An 18,765-nucleotide genomic window follows, 5' to 3' on the forward strand; every position below is an offset into this window, starting at 1 on the left:
GCCCTCACCTCCAACTACGGCACACGCCCCGCGTCTGCCCGCGCAGCACTCCCTCACGTCGGACTCCGGCCCGACGCCGCGCCCCAGAACCAGCCCCTATTCGCGGCGGCGTTTCTTTGACGGGTTGCCGGTGCGGCGGGTGGTTCGGGATTCGTGTTGTTTGCGGGCCTTCTCGTATTCCTCGCGGTGGAGCTTCTCGCCCGGGGCCTCGAAGAGGGAGCGGAAGAAATAGGCGAGGAGGGAGCCGACGAAGCCGATGGTGAGCAGGCCCCGCAGGGAGGCGTGCCGGTCGGGGTCGGGGCGTTTGGTGAAGGCCTCCCAGGTGTGGCGGAAGGCGAGCGCGCTGCAGATCGCGAACATCGCCACGACCAGGACGGTCACGAAGCTGCCGGGGCCGGCGATCGCGATCCCCTCGTAGGCGAAGCGCAGCACCAGGCAGGAGGCGGCCGCGGCGAGGAGGGACCCGGCGCTGGCCCCGATGCGGCGGCCGGTGTAGCCGTGGTCGTGGTCGACCCAGGTCGTGCCGAAGAAGCGCAGGGGCTCGGGGCGGGGGCCCGAGGAGCCCGCGGGGGTGGCCGGCGTGCCGTTCTTCTCGCTCTTCTCGCTCTTCTCGCTCACGAGTCGATTATGGCTCCGGCGGAGCCGCGGGCTCCGTACGGGTCCCGGCGCACCGGGACCGGTCGGCTCAGGAGCAGCGCGGACGGACGTAGCCGTCGCTGCCCGTCTGGACGTAGGCGTCCGCGACGAACTCGCCGTCGTCGATGTTGTCCCAGATGTTCGACGTGCCGAACGGACCGGACACGTTCGTGCCCGGCGTCTGGCAGTAGATCGGGATCCTGGCGCCCTCGGGCAGGACGCGGACGATGCTGTAGGCGGTGCCGGGGCCCCGGCGGACGTTCAGGCGGACGCCCGGTGCGACCGAGTAGTAGCGCACGGCGTTGGCCGTGGCGGCCATCGTCGCGACGCCCTCAGCCGCGACACCCCCGGTTTCTTCGGCTCTTTCGGCCTCTTCGACGCGATCTGCGGACATGATCGTTCCTCCCCCGTTGATCCCCATGGCTGCCATGGGGTCCCGTTGATTCCCCTAAATCACGCCACGCACACATGTGCGTGTTGGGAACAGGGAGGCTAGCAAGCCGCCTCTGTCTCGTATGAGTAATCGACTAGGCTCCGTGCGTCGCGCGCGCGGACGAACAGCACGGGGGTGGTCCCATGGCGCCACAGCAGAACGCCGGAGCGGGCGCGGAAGCGGAACTTCCCGAATACGCCGGTCACTACCGCCTGGAGGAGCGTCTGGGCTCCGGTGGCATGGGCGTCGTCCATCTGGCGCGGAGCACCTCGGGCATGCAGCTCGCGGTGAAGGTCGTGCATGCCGAGTTCGCCAGGGATCCCGAGTTCAGAGGGCGTTTCCGGCAGGAGGTAGGGGCCGCTCGCAAGGTCAGCGGCGCCTTCACCGCGCCTGTCGTGGACGCCGATCCGGAGGCCGAACGGCCCTGGATGGCAACGCTGTTCATCCCCGGTCCGACCCTTTCCGATCATGTGAAGCGGAACGGTCCGATGGAGCCGGCGCAGCTGCGGCGGCTGATGGCCGGGCTGGCCGAGGCACTGCGCGACATACACCGCGTCGGCGTGGTGCACCGGGATCTGAAGCCGAGCAACGTGCTGCTGGCCGAGGACGGGCCGAAGGTCATCGACTTCGGCATCTCTCGGCCAAAGGACAGCGAACTGAGGACCGAGACGGGGAAGTTGATCGGCACGCCGCCGTTCATGGCGCCGGAGCAGTTCCGGCGGCCCCGGGAGGTCGGGCCGGCCGCCGACATCTTCGCGCTCGGCTCGGTGCTGGTGCACGCGGCGACGGGACGGGGGCCGTTCGACTCGGACAGCCCGTATGTCGTGGCGTACCAGGTCGTTCATGACGAGCCGGACCTGACCGGGCTGCCGCCGAATCTCGCGCCGCTGGTGCTGCGCTGCCTCGCCAAGGAGCCCGAGGACCGGCCGACGCCCGACGAGATGATGCGCGAGCTGCGGTCGGTGGCGGCGTCGTACGACACGCAGGCGTTCATACCGGCGCAGCGGGCCACGGACGGGGCACGCAAGCCGGAGTCCCCCGCGGAGGCGGAACCGGAGGCAGGGGCGGGGGCCGGTTCGGGCTCGGGCTCGGGCTCGGATGCCAAGTCGCCGTCCGATGCCGGGAGGAAGCCCGAACGGGCGTCCGGTGGACCCCGGCGCCGTCGGCTGCTCGCCCTCGGAGCCGGAGTCGTCGCGCTCGCCGCGGTCGCCACGCTGGCGTCGGTGCAGTTGCTCGGCGGTGGTGACCCGGCGCCGAAGGGCGGGGACGCGCGGACCACGTCGGCCGGTTTCGCCGGGTGGACGGCGACACCGGCTCCCAACAAGGGCACGCCGCAGTGCACTTACGGCTCCGGAAAGCTGCTGTGCGCGCAGAGCGGGCTCCTCGTCGCACTCGACCCGGGCAACGGCCGGCTGCTGTGGCGCGAACCCGTGGCCCCGTCGGCCGTGAGCGCGGCGCCCGTCGTCGCGGGCGGTCTCGTGCGCCCGGCTTCGGCGCCGACGGACGGCCGCCTGGAGGCGTTCGACCCCGCCACCGGCAAGTCGGCCTGGCGGCAGGACGGGCCCCGGTACGACGAACTGTCGGCCGTCGGCGGCATGCTGCTGCTCACCGGCGCCGACGGCACGGTCACCGGTGTGGACGGGGCCTCGGGCGAGAAGAAGTGGAGCGGTTCGCTGCCGGGGCACAGGAGGCCGTACTTCGTCTCCTTCGCGAAGGATCCGCTGGCGTACGCGACGACGACGTCCGACGACGGATCGAGCACCCGAATCACCGCGGTGGACCCGGCCACGGGTGACGTGCGCTGGGACGCCCGGCTTGAGGGGACGCTGAGGCTCGCCGGTGCCGCGGACGGGTCGGTCTTCCTGCTCCCCGTCGACGGGATCTACAGCGACACCAGGGCCGTGATCCGCTACTCCCCCGCCGACGGGACGTCGCAGCGCGTGTCGCTGTCCCGTGCGATGCAGCAGGCGCACGCCACGGTGCGGGGGAACGTCGTCTACGTCGTGGGGGACGGCGGCTCGCTGGTCGCCGTCGACATGAAGGCGCGCAAGCAGCTGTGGAGCCTGGAGACGTCCGTGATCCGTACGTCGTCGCCCGTCGTCGACGGCCGGCATGTGTACGTCAGCGCTCCGGACGGCCGGCTGCTCGCCGTGGACGCCCGCACCGGCAGGCTGCTGGGCCAGTCGCCGCCCCGGCTCGGGTCGGACTCGGACCGGTTGACGCCCGATCTGCCGGTGCCCGTGCTGGTCGACGGCCGCGTCTACTGCGCCGCCCCCGACGGCACCGTCTTCGGCGTCGACGCCCGCGATCCGTCGCAGTGGTGAGGGAGTGAGCGAAGGGGCCGTCTCCGAAGAGACGGCCCCCGCGATCCGGGCTACGGGCGTCAGCCCAGCTTGGTCACGTCTCGCACCGCGCCCTTGTCCGCGCTCGTCGCCATCGCGGCGTATGCGCGCAGTGCCGCCGACACCTTGCGCTCGCGGTTCTTCGGGGCGTACACGCCGTTCAACGCCTGCTCGCGGCGGGTGAGTTCCGTCTCGTCGACGAGCAGCTCGATCGAGCGGTTCGGGATGTCGATGCGGATGCGGTCGCCGTTCTCGACGAGGGCGATCGTGCCGCCGGACGCGGCCTCCGGGGAGGCGTGGCCGATGGACAGGCCCGAGGTGCCGCCGGAGAAGCGGCCGTCGGTGATCAGGGCGCAGGTCTTGCCGAGGCCGCGGCCCTTGAGGAACGACGTCGGGTAGAGCATCTCCTGCATGCCGGGGCCGCCCTTGGGACCCTCGTAGCGGATGACGACGACGTCGCCGTCGGTCACCTGCTTGTTGAGGATCTTCTCGACGGCCTCCTCCTGCGACTCGCAGACGACCGCTGGGCCCTCGAAGGTCCAGATGGACTCGTCGACGCCCGCGGTCTTCACGACGCAGCCGTCGACGGCGAGGTTGCCCTTGAGGACCGCGAGGCCGCCGTCCTTGGAGTAGGCGTGCTCGGCGCTGCGGATGCAGCCGCCCTCGGCGTCGTCGTCCAGCGCCTCCCAGCGCTCGGACTGGGAGAAGGCCTCGGCGGAGCGGACACAGCCGGGGGCGGCGTGCCACAGCTCGACGGCCTTCGGCGAGGGGGACCCGCCGCGCACGTCCCAGGTCTTCAGCCAGTCCGAGAGGGACGGGCTGTGGACGGCGTGGACGTCCTCGTTGAGCAGGCCGGCCCGGTGCAGCTCGCCCAGCAGGGCCGGGATGCCGCCGGCGCGGTGCACGTCCTCCATGTAGTACGTGCGGTCCTTGGCGACGTTGGGCGCGACCTTCGCCAGGCACGGCACCCGGCGGCTGACCTCGTTGATCTGCTCCAGTCCGAACGGGACGCCGGCCTCCTGGGCGGCGGCCAGCAGGTGCAGGATCGTGTTGGTGGAGCCGCCCATGGCGATGTCGAGGGCCATGGCGTTCTCGAACGCCGCGAAGGTGGCGACGTTGCGCGGCAGGACCGTGTCGTCGTCCTGCTCGTAGTAGCGGCGGGTGATGTCCATGACCGTGCGGGCCGCGTCCTCGTACAGGGCCTTGCGGGCCGTGTGCGTGGCGAGGACCGAGCCGTTGCCGGGCAGGGACAGGCCGATGGCCTCGGTCAGGCAGTTCATCGAGTTGGCGGTGAACATGCCGGAACAGGAGCCGCAGGTCGGACAGGCGTTCTCCTCGATACGGAGGATGTCCTCGTCCGAGATCTTGTCGTTCACGGCGTCGGAGATCGCGTCGACCAGGTCGAGGGTGCGGACCGTGCCGTCGACCAGCGTGGCGCGGCCGGACTCCATCGGGCCGCCGGAGACGAAGACCGTGGGGATGTTGAGCCGCAGGGCGGCGTTCAGCATGCCCGGGGTGATCTTGTCGCAGTTGGAGATGCAGATCAGGGCGTCGGCGCAGTGCGCCTCGACCATGTACTCCACGCTGTCCGCGATCAGGTCGCGGGACGGCAGGGAGTACAGCATGCCGCCGTGGCCCATGGCGATGCCGTCGTCCACCGCGATGGTGTTGAACTCGCGCGGGATGCCGCCGGCCTCCCTGATCGCCTCGCTGACGATCCGGCCGACGGGCTGGAGGTGGGTGTGGCCGGGCACGAACTCGGTGAAGGAGTTCGCCACCGCGATGATCGGCTTCCGGCCGATGTCCGCACCGGGTACACCGGAGGCGCGCATAAGGGCGCGGGCGCCCGCCATGTTGCGGCCGTGGGTGACTGTGCGGGACCTCAGCTCGGGCATCGTCGCTCGCTCCTTCAAGGACTGCAGGGACTGCGGGGACTGCGATCAGAGACTTCTGACTGCTAACGAGCGTACGCCCGTCATCCAGAGGTCGGGACGGGGTGTCCGGAATGCGGGACGCATGTCTCGCGGAATCGGCGCCGCATGGCTGGATGCAGCTGGCCGGCCGGGCCGTCACGGGCCGGTCAGGTGCCCCTGCACGACGGGCGCCACGCGCGCGATGATCTGCTCCGGGTCCGCGGAGGCGATCGGCTCGATCTTGATGACGTAGCGCATCATCGCGACCCCGACCAGCTGCGCGGCGGCCAGCTCGGCGCGCAGTTCCGCGTCCGGGGAGTCGATCTCGCCGGCGATGCGGCGCAGCAGCTGGGCCGAGACCAGGCGGCGGAAGACGGTGGCCGCGGCCTCGTTGTTGACCGCGGAGCGCACGATCGCGAGCAGCGGCCTGCGGGTCACGGGGTTCTCCCAGAGCCCGAAGAGGAAGCGGGTCAGGCGCTCGCCGACGTCGTCGAGGGGCACTTCGAGCACCGCGTCCCGCACCGCCAGGGCGGGCACCAGGGCGACCTCCACGGCCGCCTCGAAGACCTGCTCCTTGGTGCCGAAGTAGTGGTGCACGAGCGCGGAGTCCACGCCGGCGGCCTTGGCGATGCCCCGTACCGAGGTCTTGTCGTAGCCGCGCTCGGCGAACTCCTCGCGGGCGGCGTCCAGGATCCGGTCGCGGGTGTCCGCGGACTCGGCGCGCGGGGGCCGGCCCCGGCGCCGGGAGCCGACGCCGCCCCGTCCGCCCGCCGTGTCGGTCACGGCCGGGGCACCTTCACCGCGGAGGCCAGGTGCAGCCGCGTGAAGGCGAGGGCCTCGGCGAGGTCGGCCTCGCGTTCGGCGCCGGACATCGCGCGGCGGGTGTTGACCTCGATGACGACGTGACCGTCGAAGCCGGTCAGGGCGAGACGTTCCAGCACCTCGGCGCAGGGCTGGTTGCCGCGGCCGGGCACCAGGTGCTCGTCCTTCGCGGACCCCCGCCCGTCCGCGAGGTGCACATGCCCGAGCCGGTCCCCCATCCGGTCGACCATCTGCACGGCGTCCGCGCGGGCGGTCGCCGTATGGCTGAGATCGATCGTGAAGTGGCGGTAGTCGTCCTTGGTGACGTCCCAGTCGGGCGCGTAGGCGAGCATCTCGCGGTCGCGGTAGCGCCAGGGGTACATGTTCTCGACGGCGAACCGTACGTCCGTCTCGTTCGCCATGCGCCAGATGCCGGCGACGAAGTCCCGCGCGTACTGGCGCTGCCAGCGGAACGGCGGATGCACCACCACCGTGCCCGCCCCGAGCTTCTCGGCGGCGGCCCGGGCGCGCTGGAGCTTGGTCCAGGGATCCGTCGACCAGACGCGCTGTGTGATCAGCAGACAAGGAGCGTGGACGGCGAGGATCGGGATCCGGTGGTAGTCGCTGAGCCGGCGCAGCGCCTCGATGTCCTGGCTGACCGGGTCGGTCCACACCATGACCTCGACACCGTCGTAACCGAGGCGCGCGGCGATCTCGAAGGCCGTCGCCGTCGACTCCGGATAGACGGAGGCCGTCGACAGAGCGACCTTCGCATCCGGGATGCGCACCACTGGTTCTGCCACGAGGGACAGAGTACGGGGCGGCACGGAACGCGGGGGAACCGATGACCGCCCGCCCGCGGGGAGGGCCGACAACCGGCCAGCTGCGCGAACTGGGCCGATGCGGGGCAGGTGGAGCACGGGCGCGAGGCGGGGGGTGTGGCGGGGTTCACGCGCGGGCGCGCAGCGCCACCGACCGCGGCGCGCGGGTCCGGCCGCGAGCTCTACGGCCGCCGCGAGCGCCGCACGGCTCCACAGCTCTACGGCCGCACGGGCCCGCCCGCCCGGGTCGGCGGCCGCGTCCGTCAGCCCACCGTCATCTGGTCCAGCTTCCGCAGGATCACGCCCTCGCGCAGCGCCCAGGGGCAGACCTCCAGCGTCTCCACGCCGAACAGGTCCATCGCGCCCTCGGCCACCAGCGCCCCGGCGAGCAGCTGTCCGGCGCGGCCCTCGGAGACGCCCGGCAGTTCCGCGCGCTGGGCCGTGGTCATCCCGGCCAGCCGCGGCACCCAGGCCTCCAGGGACTCCCGCTTCAGCTCGCGCTGGGTGTACAGGCCCTCGGCGGAGCGTGCGGCGCCGGCGATGCGGGCCAGCTGCTTGAAGGTCTTGGACGTCGCGACCACGTGGTCCGGCGCGCCGAAGCGGCTGATTTCGCCGACCGTGCGAGCGATCTGTGCGCGCGCGTGCCGGCGCAGTGCCCGTATGTCCTCGGGGTCCGGCGGATCCCCCGGCAGCCACCCGGCGGTCAGCCGTCCGGCGCCGAGCGGCAGCGACACCGCCGCGTCCGGCTCCTCGTCCATGCCGTACGCGATCTCCAGGGAGCCGCCGCCGATGTCCAGCACGAGGAGCTTTCCGGCCGACCAGCCGAACCAGCGCCGGGCGGCGAGGAAGGTCAGCCGGGCCTCCTCCGCGCCGGTGAGGACCTGGAGGCGTACCCCGGTCTCGTCCATCACCCGTGCGAGTACGTCATCGGCGTTGCTCGCCTCGCGCACCGCGGACGTGGCGAACGGCAGGACTTCCTCGACACCCTTGTCCTCGGCGGCCTGGAGCGCCTCGTGGACGACGCCGATCAGCCGGTCGACCCCGTCGGGTCCGATGGCTCCGCTGCCGTCGAGGAGTTGGGCCAGGCGCAGGTCCGCCTTGTGCGAGTGCGCGGGCAGCGGGCGTGCGCCGGGGTGCGCATCCACCACCAGCAGATGCACCGTGTTCGATCCCACGTCGAGGACACCGAGTCTCATGTACGGAACGCTACTGCCAGCTGGGCGATCCTCCGTCCTCGAAGTCGCAGGTACGGACGCCGTACCCTGGTCCCGTGCCAAAGACGAAAAAGGCGAAGGACGACAAGACGTCCAAAACCGGCAAGGGTTCTTCGCAGGCGAAGGCGGCCACGAAGTCGAAGCAGCCGAAGAAGGGCTCCCCGGAGTCGGACGAGCAGGGTCTCGACTTCGCACGCGCATGGGTGGAGTTCCCTGATCCGGCGGACGACGAGCAGGTCTTCCGCTGCGATCTGACATGGCTGACCTCCCGTTGGAACTGCATCTTCGGCAGCGGCTGCCAGGGCATCCAGGCGGGCCGCGCGGACGACGGCTGCTGCACCCTGGGGGCCCATTTCTCGGACGAGGAGGACGAGAAGCGCGTCGCGGAGCATGTGGCGAGGCTCACGCCGGAGATCTGGCAGCACCACGACGAGGGCATGGAGCACGGCTGGATCTCGGAGGACGAGGACGGCGACCGCCAGACCCGTCCCTTCAACGGCTCGTGCATCTTCCAGAACCGCCCAGGCTTCGCGGGCGGCGCGGGCTGCTCGCTGCACATCCTCGCCCTCAAGGAGGGCCGCGAGCCGCTGGAGACCAAGCCGGACGTCTGCTGGCAGCTGCCGGTCCGGCGGACCTACGACTGGATCGACCGGCCCGACGACACCCGGGTGCTCCAGGTGTCGATCGGTGAGTACGACCGCCGCGGCTGGGGTCCGGGCGGCCACGACCTGCACTGGTGGTGCACGTCGGCGACCTCGGCGCACGGCGCCGGCGACCCGGTGTACGTGTCCTACCGGCCGGAGCTGACGGAGCTGATGGGCAAGGCCGGCTACGACCGCCTGGTCGAGCTGTGCGAGGAGCGGCTGGCATCCCAGCTGCCCCTGCTGGCCCCGCACCCGGCGGACCCGGCCGGCTGACCGAAGGCCGCCCGCCGCACGGCGCCGCACGAGAGGACCTACGGCCCCGACGGGCCGGGCTCCGCGCTCCCGCCGGGCGGCGGGGTCGAGCTCGTCGGGTCGGAGGAACCGGACGGATCCGACGGCGCCGGGTCGGACGACGAGGGCGGTGGATCGCTGGGCGTCCCGGGATCGGTCGGGTCGCTCGGCGTCGGGTCGCCCGGGGTCGGGTCCGGCGGATCCGGGGTCGTCGGCGTCGGGTCGGGCCCGGAGGACGAGGGCGGCGGGTCGCTGGGCGTCCCGGGATCGGTCGGGTCGCTCGGCAAGGGGTCGGGGCCGGGCCCCTGACCGGGGTCGGAGGGGCTCGGGGCGGTGCCGTAGCCCTCGATGGCGACGACGGCACCGGCCGGTGAGATCGCCACCCGCGCGCTCCAGAACCCGGACGGCTCGCGCAGCTGGTCGACGTACACCTTGATCGTCAACGACTCGCCCGGCGCGAGCGTTCCCGACGACCGGCTCAGATACAGCCAGTGCGCGCCGGTGCTCGCCGACCAGCGCACCGGCTTGCTGCCCGTCGCCGTGAGGGTGACGAGAGTGGTGTCGCCGCTGTGGTCGGCGCTCACGTCCAGGTTCCCCGCGCTCGCGCCGCTGACGCCGACGACCTCGACGAGGACGTCCGAGCCGGGGTCGCCGAAGCGGCCGCCGGGGGCGGTGCTGGCGTTGCCCGCGTTCTCGTAGCCGCCGCCCGCGCTGTCTCCCTCGAGTGCGCCCGGGTCGTGCGCCTCGCTGGCGCTGGCCGCGCCGCCTTCGACGCCCTCGCCGGTCGGGGTGCCCCGGTAGGCGGCCCACAGGGCGATGACCGGGGCGGCGACCACGGTGGCGACGACGGTCGTGGTGACGGCACGCGCGCGTAGCCGGTCCCTGCGGGCGGCACGGTCCTTCGGATCCATGGGGAATCCGCGCCGGTCGAAGCGCGGCACGGCGGCACCCCGCGCGCCTGGGTGGTGCGCGAGGGCCATGTGCAGGGCCGCGCGGGGCGCCGGAAGGACGGGCAGCTCGGCGGGGGTGACGGCCGCGCCGGGCCACCTGCCGGGGATCGCGCGCTCGGCGGTGCGGCGGCAGCGGGGGCAGTCGTCGACGTGCCGGACGAGTTCGCGGCGCAGGGCCGTGCCGAGCACGACCTGGTTGTCGCCGGTCAGCCGGGCCACGCTCGGGCAGGCGCCGGTCTCGACGACGGCGAGGGCCGCGCGGGTGCGCTCCACCTCGCAGGCGGCGGAGGCGAGCAGCTCGCGCGCGGCGGCCAGGTCCAGGCCCAGGACGGCGGCGACCTCGGCCGCGGCGAGGTGGTGGCGCACGGCCAGTTCGAGGGCCTCGCGCTGCTCCGGGGTGGTGCCGGCGGCCTCCGGCCAGGCGAGCAGGGCGAGTTCGCGGCGCCGCTGCTCCTGGGTCTCCTCGGTGACGGGCTTTCCGGTGGGTTGCGCGCCGGTCGGCCGATGCGCGCCGTGCCGGCCCGCCGCATGACTGCCCGTACGTTTCTGCTTGGCCTCGGCCAGCTTGCGCAGACACGCCCAGCGGGCCAGCGCGTACAGCCAGGGGCGCCGGTCGGCGGCGGTCTCGGGCACGCGCTGACCGCGGCGCTCGGCGAGCGCGAGGACGTCGCCGAGGGCGGCGGTCGCGGTGTCGTGGTCGCACAGGACGGACAGGCAGTAGGTGAACAGCCCGTCCAGATAAGGCTCGTAGCGCGCGGGCGGACGCTGCGCCAATGTGCGCGCCGCCGCACGATCACGCGCCTCCCGGTGCGCCCGATGCGCGCCGGTGGTGCGGGTCGTGGTGTCCGGAGTGCTGCTCATCATTGGTGGACCGTAGGCGGCCCGGAGTTGCGCCTTCTGCCTGCTTGAGCAGTTTTAATCCATACGGGTGAAACGATCCCTCAAAGGGGTACAGGAACCCCGGATTCCATGGCTTGTGCATGACGAGTAGGCCTCCGCGGAGCCCCGAACAGCGGCCGAAGAGGCGCCTTGTGCACAGCCGTACGGCGTTGTCAGTGGGCTCGGCTACGGTTCATCGCATGGCTGCCCGTACCAAGACCACGAAGGACCGACCGTCCTACCGCTGCACCGAGTGCGGCTGGCAGACGGCCAAGTGGCTCGGCCGCTGCCCCGAGTGCCAGGCATGGGGGACGGTCGAGGAGTACGGCGCGCCCGCGGTCCGTACGACGGCGCCGGGCCGGGTGACGTCGTCCGCGCTGCCGATCGGGCAGATCGACGGACGGCAGGCGACCGCGCGCTCCACCGGCGTGCCGGAGCTGGACCGCGTCCTCGGCGGCGGACTGGTGCCCGGGGCCGTCGTCCTCCTCGCGGGCGAGCCCGGCGTCGGCAAGTCCACCCTGCTGCTGGACGTGGCGGCCAAGTCGGCGAGCGACGAGCACCGCACGCTGTACGTCACCGGTGAGGAGTCGGCGAGCCAGGTGCGGCTGCGGGCCGACCGCATCGGCGCCCTCGACGACCATCTGTACCTCGCGGCCGAGACCGATCTGTCCGCCGTGCTGGGCCACTTGGACGCGGTGAAGCCGTCCCTGCTCATCCTCGACTCGGTGCAGACGGTCGCCTCCCCCGAGATCGACGGCGCGCCCGGCGGCATGGCCCAGGTCCGGGAGGTGGCCGGCGCCCTGATCCGCGCCTCCAAGGAGCGCGGGATGTCCACCCTCCTCGTGGGCCACGTCACCAAGGACGGCGCCATCGCAGGACCCCGCCTCCTGGAGCACCTCGTGGACGTGGTCCTCCACTTCGAGGGCGACCGGCACGCGCGCCTGCGTCTCGTGCGAGGCGTCAAGAACCGCTACGGCGCGACCGACGAGGTCGGCTGCTTCGAACTGCACGACGAGGGCATCACGGGCCTCGCCGACCCGAGCGGACTCTTCCTGACCCGTCGCGCCGAACCGGTCCCCGGCACCTGCCTGACCGTCACCCTGGAGGGCCGCCGCCCCCTGGTGGCCGAGGTGCAGGCGCTCACCGTCGACTCCCAGATCCCCTCGCCCCGCCGCACGACGTCCGGTCTGGAGACCTCGCGGGTGTCGATGATGCTGGCCGTGCTGGAGCAGCGGGGCCGCATCAGCGCGCTCGGCAAGCGGGACATCTACTCCGCGACGGTCGGCGGCGTGAAGCTCTCGGAGCCCGCGGCCGACCTCGCCGTCGCCCTCGCACTGGCCTCCGCAGCCAGTGACACACCTCTCCCCAAGAACCTCGTCGCGATCGGCGAGGTCGGGCTCGCGGGCGAGGTCAGACGGGTCACGGGCGTGCAGCGCAGGCTCGCCGAGGCGCACCGTCTGGGCTTCACGCACGCCCTCGTCCCGGGCGACCCCGGCAAGATCCCGACGGGCATGAAGGTGCTGGAAGTGGCCGATATAGGAGACGCGCTCCGGGTCCTTCCGCGCTCGCGTAGGCGAGAGGCCCCACGGGAGGCGGAGGACCGCCGGTAGACTTTGCCCTGGTCTCGCCCGTCCGTACGAACCGAATGTGCGAAACGGGAGCGCCAGTAACCTGCGACCGGAGGAGTGCAGTGGCAGCCAACGACCGGGCAGCAGCTCCCGGAAAGTCCGGCGGGAGTTCCGGTGCCGATGGCCTGATGCGCGCCTCACTGAGCGCGGTGGCTCCCGGCACCGCCTTGCGCGACGGGCTCGAACGCGTCCTGCGCGGCAACACCGGCGGACTCATCGTGCTCGGCTTCGACAAGACCGTCGAGTCGATGAGCACGGGCGGATTCGTCCTGGATGTCGAGTTCACGGCGACGCGACTGCGTGAGCTGTGCAAGCTCGACGGCGGCATCGTCCTGTCGTCCGACCTGTCGAAGATCCTTCGCGCGGGTGTGCAGTTCGTGCCGGACGCGACGATCCCCACGGAGGAGACCGGCACCCGGCACCGCACGGCGGACCGGGTCAGCAAGCAGGTCGGCTTCCCGGTCGTCTCGGTCTCCCAGTCGATGCGGCTGATCGCGCTCTACGTCGACGGTCAGCGCCGCGTCCTGGAGGACTCGGCGGCGATCCTGTCCCGCGCCAACCAGGCCCTCGCGACCCTGGAGCGCTACAAGCTCCGCCTGGACGAGGTCGCGGGAACGTTGTCAGCGCTGGAGATCGAGGACCTGGTGACGGTCCGCGACGTCTCGGCGGTGGCGCAGCGCCTGGAGATGGTCCGGCGCATCGCGACCGAGATCGCCGAGTACGTGGTGGAGCTGGGCACCGACGGCCGTCTTCTCGCCCTCCAGCTGGACGAGTTGATCGCGGGTGTGGAGCCCGAGCGTGAGCTCGTGGTGCGCGACTACGTCCCCGAGCCGACGGCCAAGCGCTCCCGCACGGTCGACGAGGCGCTGTACGAACTGGACGCGCTCACCCACGCCGAGCTCCTCGAACTGCCCACGGTGGCAAGGGCGTTGGGCTACACCGGCTCCCCGGAGGCGCTGGACTCGGCGGTCTCGCCGCGCGGCTTCCGCCTGCTGGCCAAGGTGCCCAGGCTGCCCGGCGCGATCATCGACCGCCTGGTGGAGCACTTCGGCGGCCTCCAGAAGCTGCTCGCCGCCAGCGTGGACGACCTCCAGACGGTCGACGGCGTCGGCGAGGCCCGGGCACGCAGCGTCCGCGAGGGCCTGTCGCGGCTGGCGGAGAGCTCGATCCTGGAACGGTACGTCTAGCCGGCCGACCCGAGAGCCGCGCCCACACCGGCGCGGCCACACCGGCACCTGCACCGCCCGGCGCCCTGCGCCCTGCGCCGCCGACAGCACTCCGCTGCCGTACGGTCCGCTAGTCGTTCTCCAGCACGAACGACGTCTGTGCCGTGCCGAAGCCGGGCGTCGTCGCCTCCACCAGGTAGGTGCCCGCCTCGGCCGACCCGGCGGCGGGCGTCGCGCACTGCGGGGCGCTCGCCCTGCGGTCCCACTTCACGGTGTACGTGATGCTCGCGCCGGCGGGGACCCGGAAGCGCAGGCTGCCGGTGACCTTGGGGCAGTCGGCGGAGGACCAGAAGTCGTCCTCGGAGCCCGCCTGAGTGACCGTCACCACCGCGTTCTTCGGGCCGAGATCGACCTTGCAGTCGTAGGTGGAGGAGTTCGTCGCGGTCAGCAGCAACGCGGGGGTCTGGCCGGGCTCGTAGGCGTTGTGGCGGCTGCTCACCTTCAGCTTCATCTGGCCCGACACGCAGTTGGGCAGCGAGGAGCCGTCGGCCACCGTGTCGCCCGTGCCGACGTTCCCGCCCGAGCCGCCACCGGCGGAACCGCCGCCGGAGCCGCCCGATCCGTCGGAGCCCCCGTCGGTCGCACCGTCGCCGGAGCCGCTCCCGTCATCGGAACCGTCCCCTGAGCCCGATCCGCCGGAGTCCCCGCCGGCCGTCGACTCGTCGCGTCCGCCCGGCGCCTGACTGATCGCGGGGCCGGAGCCCGAGGGGCCCGGCGTGATGGTCGAGGGGGCGGGATTCTTGCCGTCGGATCCGCCCGCGTCGTTCTTTCCGCCTCCGCCGCCCGAGGTGAGCACCCAGGTGATCAGTAGCGCCAACAGGGCGCACACCGACAGCAGTACGGCCCTCCGTCGCCAGTAGATGGTGGAGGGAAGCGGACCGACCGGATTGCGCAGAGATCCCACGGCGCAAACTGTACGAGAGATCGGCGCGTTAACTGCGCCACCCGCCGCCCCGGACGGCAACTTTTCCGGATCATCATCCCGGAAACCGCTCACCGACGGCCGCGCCACCCCTGCCTTCCGTCATGGGTGACACCTGTCGATCGCGGGGTGTGACGGGATCGGCCCGCTGCCTACGGTCCGTGACCATGGATTTCTGGACGCCGACCTCGCCCGCACCACTCGCACGTGGGTACGGCACGCGGCCGCGACATGGACGGAGGCCGGTCACGTCCTTGGCCACGAGCCGACCCGAGTTGTAGAAGCAGAGCCTGAAGTCGTCGACGGAGAGCAGGAGTTCGCCGCTCGCGCGGTTGCAGCGGTCGCCACTGTCCTGCGGAGGCGGGCGCGCGCTCCACGGGGGCGTCGCGCACAGCGCACGCCGGCGAGGTCGTCGGCCGCATCGCCGCGCCACGGCGAGCGCGGCGCCGATCACGGCCGGTCCCGCCGGCTGCTGCCACAGAACCCGTGAGCGCGGGCAGCACCAGGACGGTCCACAGCAGACCGGCGCCCGCCATCTGCGCGAACGTTCCATTCGGGCGACGCTGCAAGCGGGCGCCGGGGCTCAGCGCTGCCGATCATCGGGTACGGGCCTGTTTCCCGTCGGTCCGCGACCCCCAACGCACCGGCACCCGCCGCCTACCCACCCGGCCGCCCTCCGCATGGCAGGATCGGAAAGCCATGACTGCGCCCACGAAACCCTCACCCGACAGCACCGGCGACGCCCTCTCAGGCTCCCCCGTCGGAGACGACTCGCTGCACAGCCCCGTCATCGACTGGTTCGACGAGAACGCCCGCGATCTCCCCTGGCGGCGCCCCGAGGCCGGCCCCTGGGGCGTGATGGTCAGTGAGTTCATGCTCCAGCAGACGCCGGTGAACCGCGTCCTCCCCGTCTACGAGCAGTGGCTGTCCCGCTGGCCCCGCCCCGCCGACCTGGCCAAGGAGGCACCCGGCGAAGCCGTCCGCGCCTGGGGCCGGCTCGGCTACCCGCGCCGCGCGCTGCGCCTGCACGGCGCCGCCGTCGCCATAGCGGAACGGCACGGCGGGGACGTACCCACCGACCACTCCCAGCTCCTCGCGCTGCCCGGCATCGGCGAGTACACGGCCGCCGCCGTGGCGTCGTTCGCGTACGGCCAGCGGCACCCCGTCCTGGACACCAACGTCCGCCGGGTCCTCGCCCGCGCCGTCACCGGCGTGCAGTACCCGCCGAACGCCACCACCGCCGCCGAACGCAAGCTCGCCCGTGCCCTGCTCCCCGACGACGAGCGCACCGCGTCCCGCTGGGCCGCCGCCTCCATGGAGCTCGGCGCGCTGGTGTGCACCGCGAAGAACGAGTCGTGCCACCGCTGCCCGATCGCCGCGCAGTGCGCCTGGCGGCTCGCGGGCAAGCCGGAGCACGACGGCCCGCCGCGGCGTGGTCAGACGTACGCCGGGACCGACCGTCAGGTGCGCGGCAAGCTGCTCGCCGTGCTGCGCGACGCCCACACCCCCGTTCCACAGGCGGCGCTCGACCGTGTGTGGCACGAGCCGGTGCAGCGCGCCCGCGCGCTGGACGGCCTCGTCTCGGACGGACTGGTGGAGCCGCTGCCGGGCGGGATGTACCGGCTGCCGCTGAGCTGACGCTCAGTCACATCACAGACGTACGGGCTCTGCAACACACGAATCACAGCGTCCGCACGGCCGACGCAGGGCCCGCACATCAATAAATCACCCCATAACGCCCCCAACCGCCCAGCCCTTTTGTCCCTTTCCTGATTCCGTTACACAACCGACGGACAGCCGAGCGCTGGCCGCAGGCTGCTTCGGACAGCGCCGTGACAACGCCTCCGTAGCTTCATTTCCGTACCCGGCAGACCGGGACGACCACGAAGCAGAAGCAGTGAGACCGACGGCCGACAGGCCGGCCGGGAACGGGGAATCGGGAGGCGGTCAACATGGCGCAGGGCGAGGTGCTCGAGTTCGAGGAGTACGTCCGCACCCGGCAGGACGCGCTGCTGCGCAGTGCCCGCCGACTGGTCCCGGACCCGGTCGACGCGCAGGACCTGCTCCAGACCGCGCTGGTGCGGACGTACCACCGCTGGGACGGCATCGCCGACAAGCGGCTCGCCGACGCCTACCTGCGCCGCGTCATGATCAACACGCGGACCGAGTGGTGGCGTGCGCGCAAGCTGGAGGAGGTGCCGACCGAGCAGCTCCCGGACGCCTCCGTCGAGGACTCCACCGAGCAGCACGCGGACCGCGCCCTGCTGATGGACATCATGAAGGTTCTTGCACCCAAGCAACGCAGCGTCGTCGTGCTGCGACACTGGGAGCAGATGTCCACGGAGGAGACCGCCGCGGCCCTCGGAATGTCGGCCGGAACGGTCAAGAGCACGCTGCACCGGGCGCTCGCCCGGCTCCGCGAGGAGCTGGAGAGCCGCGATCTGGACGCACGCGCGCTGGAGCGTGAGGAGCGGGAGCGTTGCGCGGCCTAGGCACGACCACGGGCGGCACCGGGCACACGGAAACGGGTGACGAAGACACGGACAGGGGTGACAGGGCCACGGACGGGGAATCCGAGGGCACCGGCACCGCACGGTCCGGGCCCGGATCCGGGCCCGTGCGGGGGACCTTGCAGGCGGCGTTCACGGCGATGGCCGTGGTCGTCGCCCTCGCCCTTTTCGCCTCCGCCTGCGCCACCGGCGGCACCGGCGCCCGTGACGAGGGGCCCGCGCACGCCGACCTGGCGGGCGGTTCGGCGGTGTCGCCGTCGGCCGTGGCCTCGGCGTCGGCCGTCCCGGACCGTACGCAGGCCGTCCGGCTGGTCAAGGCGGACCCCGTGGTCGCGACGGAGGTCAAGCGCGAGTTGAAGCCGTGCGTGTCCGACGACTACCCCATCGACGTGTCGTACGGCGACCTGACCGGCGGTCCCGAGGCCGACATCGTGGTCAACGTGCTGTCCTGCGGCGACGGCGTGGGCGTCGCCTCGTACGTGTACCGCGAGCAGAGCGGCGCGTACCGCAACGTGTTCAAGTCGGAGGAGCCTCCGGTCTACGCCGAGATCGACCGCGGCTACCTTGTGGTGACCAAGCAGGTTTACGCCAAGGACGACGGACTGTCGAACCCGTCCAGCGAGGACGTGATCTCGTACCAGTGGAAGTCCGACCGCTTCGACCGCAAGTTCAGCACCCGCACCGACTACGGCTCGCTCGGCGGCGACGACTCACCGGCGCCTGACGGCTGAACCGCATCCGACGCACCACCGGAAACACACGAGGACTGAGAGCACCGGGATGGCAGACCAGACCCACGTCCTGTTCGTCGAGGACGACGACGTCATCCGCGAGGCCACCCAGCTCGCCCTGGAGCGGGACGGCTTCGCGGTGACCGCCATGCCCGACGGGCTGTCGGGTCTGGAGGCGTTCCGCACGGACCGGCCCGACATCGCGCTGCTGGACGTGATGGTGCCGGGTCTTGACGGGGTCAGCCTGTGCCGCCGTATCCGCGACGAGTCGACCGTGCCGGTGATCATGCTGTCGGCGCGTGCCGACTCGATCGACGTGGTGCTGGGCCTGGAGGCCGGCGCCGACGACTACGTCACCAAGCCGTTCGACGGTGCCGTGCTGGTCGCGCGGATCCGGGCGGTGCTGCGCCGCTTCGGGCACGCGGGCCGCACGGACCGGGTGGACGAGAGCGACCCCGCGGCCACCGGCGGCCTGCTGACCTTCGGTGACCTGGAGGTCGACACCGAGGGCATGGAGGTGCGCCGGGACGGGCAGCCCGTCGCGCTCACACCGACCGAGATGCGGCTGCTGCTGGAGTTCTCCTCGGCGCCGGGCACGGTGCTGTCGCGGGACAAGCTGCTGGAGCGGGTGTGGGACTACGGCTGGGGCGGGGACACGCGGGTGGTCGACGTCCATGTGCAGCGGCTGCGGCAGAAGATCGGCCAGGACCGTATCGAGACGGTCCGTGGCTTCGGCTACAAACTGAAGGCCTGAGCGGGGCGGCATGCGGGGGATGTTCAGACGGCCGGCCGCGTCCGGCGCGGCGAGTATCGGCCTCACGGAT

Annotated in this window: 16 protein-coding genes; 8 read left to right on the plus strand and 8 right to left on the minus strand. The window is 72.1% G+C overall.

Annotation, left to right across the window (positions count from 1 at the left end; genetic code table 11):
• Positions 1–96 precede the first annotated feature (96 nt).
• Together CP983_RS18735 and CP983_RS18740 are read right to left on the minus strand one after the other, a co-directional pair.
• Positions 97–618 (minus strand): EamA/RhaT family transporter, encoded by a 522-nt coding sequence (locus tag CP983_RS18735; protein ID WP_150500604.1) that lies wholly within the window; start codon positions 616–618, stop codon positions 97–99.
• Positions 619–685: 67 nt separating this feature from the next.
• Positions 686–1,030: an SH3 domain-containing protein gene (locus tag CP983_RS18740; protein ID WP_150500606.1), complete on the minus strand. Its 345-nt coding sequence runs from the start codon at positions 1,028–1,030 to the stop codon at positions 686–688.
• A 182-nt stretch (positions 1,031–1,212) separates the two neighbouring features.
• On the opposite strand from CP983_RS18740, the gene CP983_RS18745 reads away from it, so the two are divergent.
• Positions 1,213–3,393: a serine/threonine-protein kinase gene (locus CP983_RS18745; RefSeq protein WP_150500608.1), complete on the plus strand. Its 2,181-nt coding sequence runs from the start codon at positions 1,213–1,215 to the stop codon at positions 3,391–3,393.
• Between the two features lie 59 nt (positions 3,394–3,452).
• On the opposite strand, the gene ilvD is transcribed toward CP983_RS18745, so the two are convergent.
• From ilvD to CP983_RS18765, 4 genes are all read right to left on the minus strand, one after another.
• The gene (ilvD, locus tag CP983_RS18750; protein ID WP_107904466.1) at positions 3,453–5,306 is read right to left on the minus strand and encodes a dihydroxy-acid dehydratase; all 1,854 of its coding nucleotides are present in this window, start codon (positions 5,304–5,306) and stop codon (positions 3,453–3,455) included.
• A 174-nt stretch (positions 5,307–5,480) separates the two neighbouring features.
• Entirely contained in the window at positions 5,481–6,107 is a 627-nt protein-coding gene (locus CP983_RS18755; RefSeq protein WP_107904468.1) for a TetR/AcrR family transcriptional regulator, read from the minus strand.
• The gene (locus CP983_RS18760; protein ID WP_176575990.1) at positions 6,104–6,928 is read right to left on the minus strand and encodes a sugar phosphate isomerase/epimerase family protein; all 825 of its coding nucleotides are present in this window, start codon (positions 6,926–6,928) and stop codon (positions 6,104–6,106) included. Before CP983_RS18760 ends, CP983_RS18755 begins: the two co-directional genes overlap by 4 nt.
• A 281-nt stretch (positions 6,929–7,209) precedes the next feature.
• On the minus strand, positions 7,210–8,142 hold the full coding sequence (locus tag CP983_RS18765) for a Ppx/GppA family phosphatase (protein ID WP_030959342.1): 933 nt from the start codon (positions 8,140–8,142) through the stop codon (positions 7,210–7,212).
• A 74-nt stretch (positions 8,143–8,216) separates the two neighbouring features.
• Here CP983_RS18765 and CP983_RS18770 point away from each other — a divergent pair, with 74 nt between their 5' ends.
• Entirely contained in the window at positions 8,217–9,077 is an 861-nt protein-coding gene (locus CP983_RS18770) for a DUF3109 family protein (RefSeq protein WP_107904478.1), read from the plus strand.
• Positions 9,078–9,115: 38 nt separating this feature from the next.
• Here CP983_RS18770 and CP983_RS18775 read toward each other — a convergent pair whose 3' ends face one another.
• Entirely contained in the window at positions 9,116–10,909 is a 1,794-nt protein-coding gene (locus CP983_RS18775; protein WP_150500610.1) for a BACON domain-containing protein, read from the minus strand.
• A gap of 215 nt (positions 10,910–11,124) precedes the next feature.
• On the opposite strand from CP983_RS18775, the gene radA reads away from it, so the two are divergent.
• Together radA and disA are read left to right on the plus strand one after the other, a co-directional pair.
• Positions 11,125–12,534: a DNA repair protein RadA gene (gene radA, locus CP983_RS18780; RefSeq protein WP_107904482.1), complete on the plus strand. Its 1,410-nt coding sequence runs from the start codon at positions 11,125–11,127 to the stop codon at positions 12,532–12,534.
• An 80-nt stretch (positions 12,535–12,614) separates the two neighbouring features.
• On the plus strand, positions 12,615–13,739 hold the full coding sequence (gene disA / locus CP983_RS18785; protein ID WP_030958303.1) for a DNA integrity scanning diadenylate cyclase DisA: 1,125 nt from the start codon (positions 12,615–12,617) through the stop codon (positions 13,737–13,739).
• Between the two features lie 109 nt (positions 13,740–13,848).
• On the opposite strand, the gene CP983_RS18790 is transcribed toward disA, so the two are convergent.
• The gene (locus tag CP983_RS18790) at positions 13,849–14,682 is read right to left on the minus strand and encodes a hypothetical protein (RefSeq protein ID WP_150500612.1); all 834 of its coding nucleotides are present in this window, start codon (positions 14,680–14,682) and stop codon (positions 13,849–13,851) included.
• Positions 14,683–15,399: 717 nt separating this feature from the next.
• On the opposite strand from CP983_RS18790, the gene CP983_RS18800 reads away from it, so the two are divergent.
• The 4 genes from CP983_RS18800 to cseB all read left to right on the plus strand — a co-directional run bounded on the left by CP983_RS18800 (position 15,400) and on the right by cseB (position 18,695).
• Entirely contained in the window at positions 15,400–16,338 is a 939-nt protein-coding gene (locus tag CP983_RS18800) for an HhH-GPD family protein (protein WP_107904484.1), read from the plus strand.
• A 314-nt stretch (positions 16,339–16,652) separates the two neighbouring features.
• Positions 16,653–17,192 carry a SigE family RNA polymerase sigma factor gene (locus tag CP983_RS18805; RefSeq protein ID WP_030961701.1) on the plus strand — a complete coding sequence of 180 codons (540 nt, stop codon included), beginning with the start codon at positions 16,653–16,655 and terminating at the stop codon, positions 17,190–17,192.
• 158 nt (positions 17,193–17,350) lie between these two features.
• Entirely contained in the window at positions 17,351–17,941 is a 591-nt protein-coding gene (locus CP983_RS18810) for a hypothetical protein (RefSeq protein WP_229915059.1), read from the plus strand.
• Positions 17,942–17,990: 49 nt separating this feature from the next.
• Positions 17,991–18,695, plus strand: a complete 705-nt coding sequence (cseB, locus tag CP983_RS18815; protein ID WP_107904487.1) for a two-component system response regulator CseB — start codon at positions 17,991–17,993, stop codon at positions 18,693–18,695.
• Positions 18,696–18,765: the final 70 nt, after the last annotated feature.

Source organism: Streptomyces chartreusis (genome assembly GCF_008704715.1).
GTDB classification, from domain to species: domain Bacteria; phylum Actinomycetota; class Actinomycetes; order Streptomycetales; family Streptomycetaceae; genus Streptomyces; species Streptomyces chartreusis.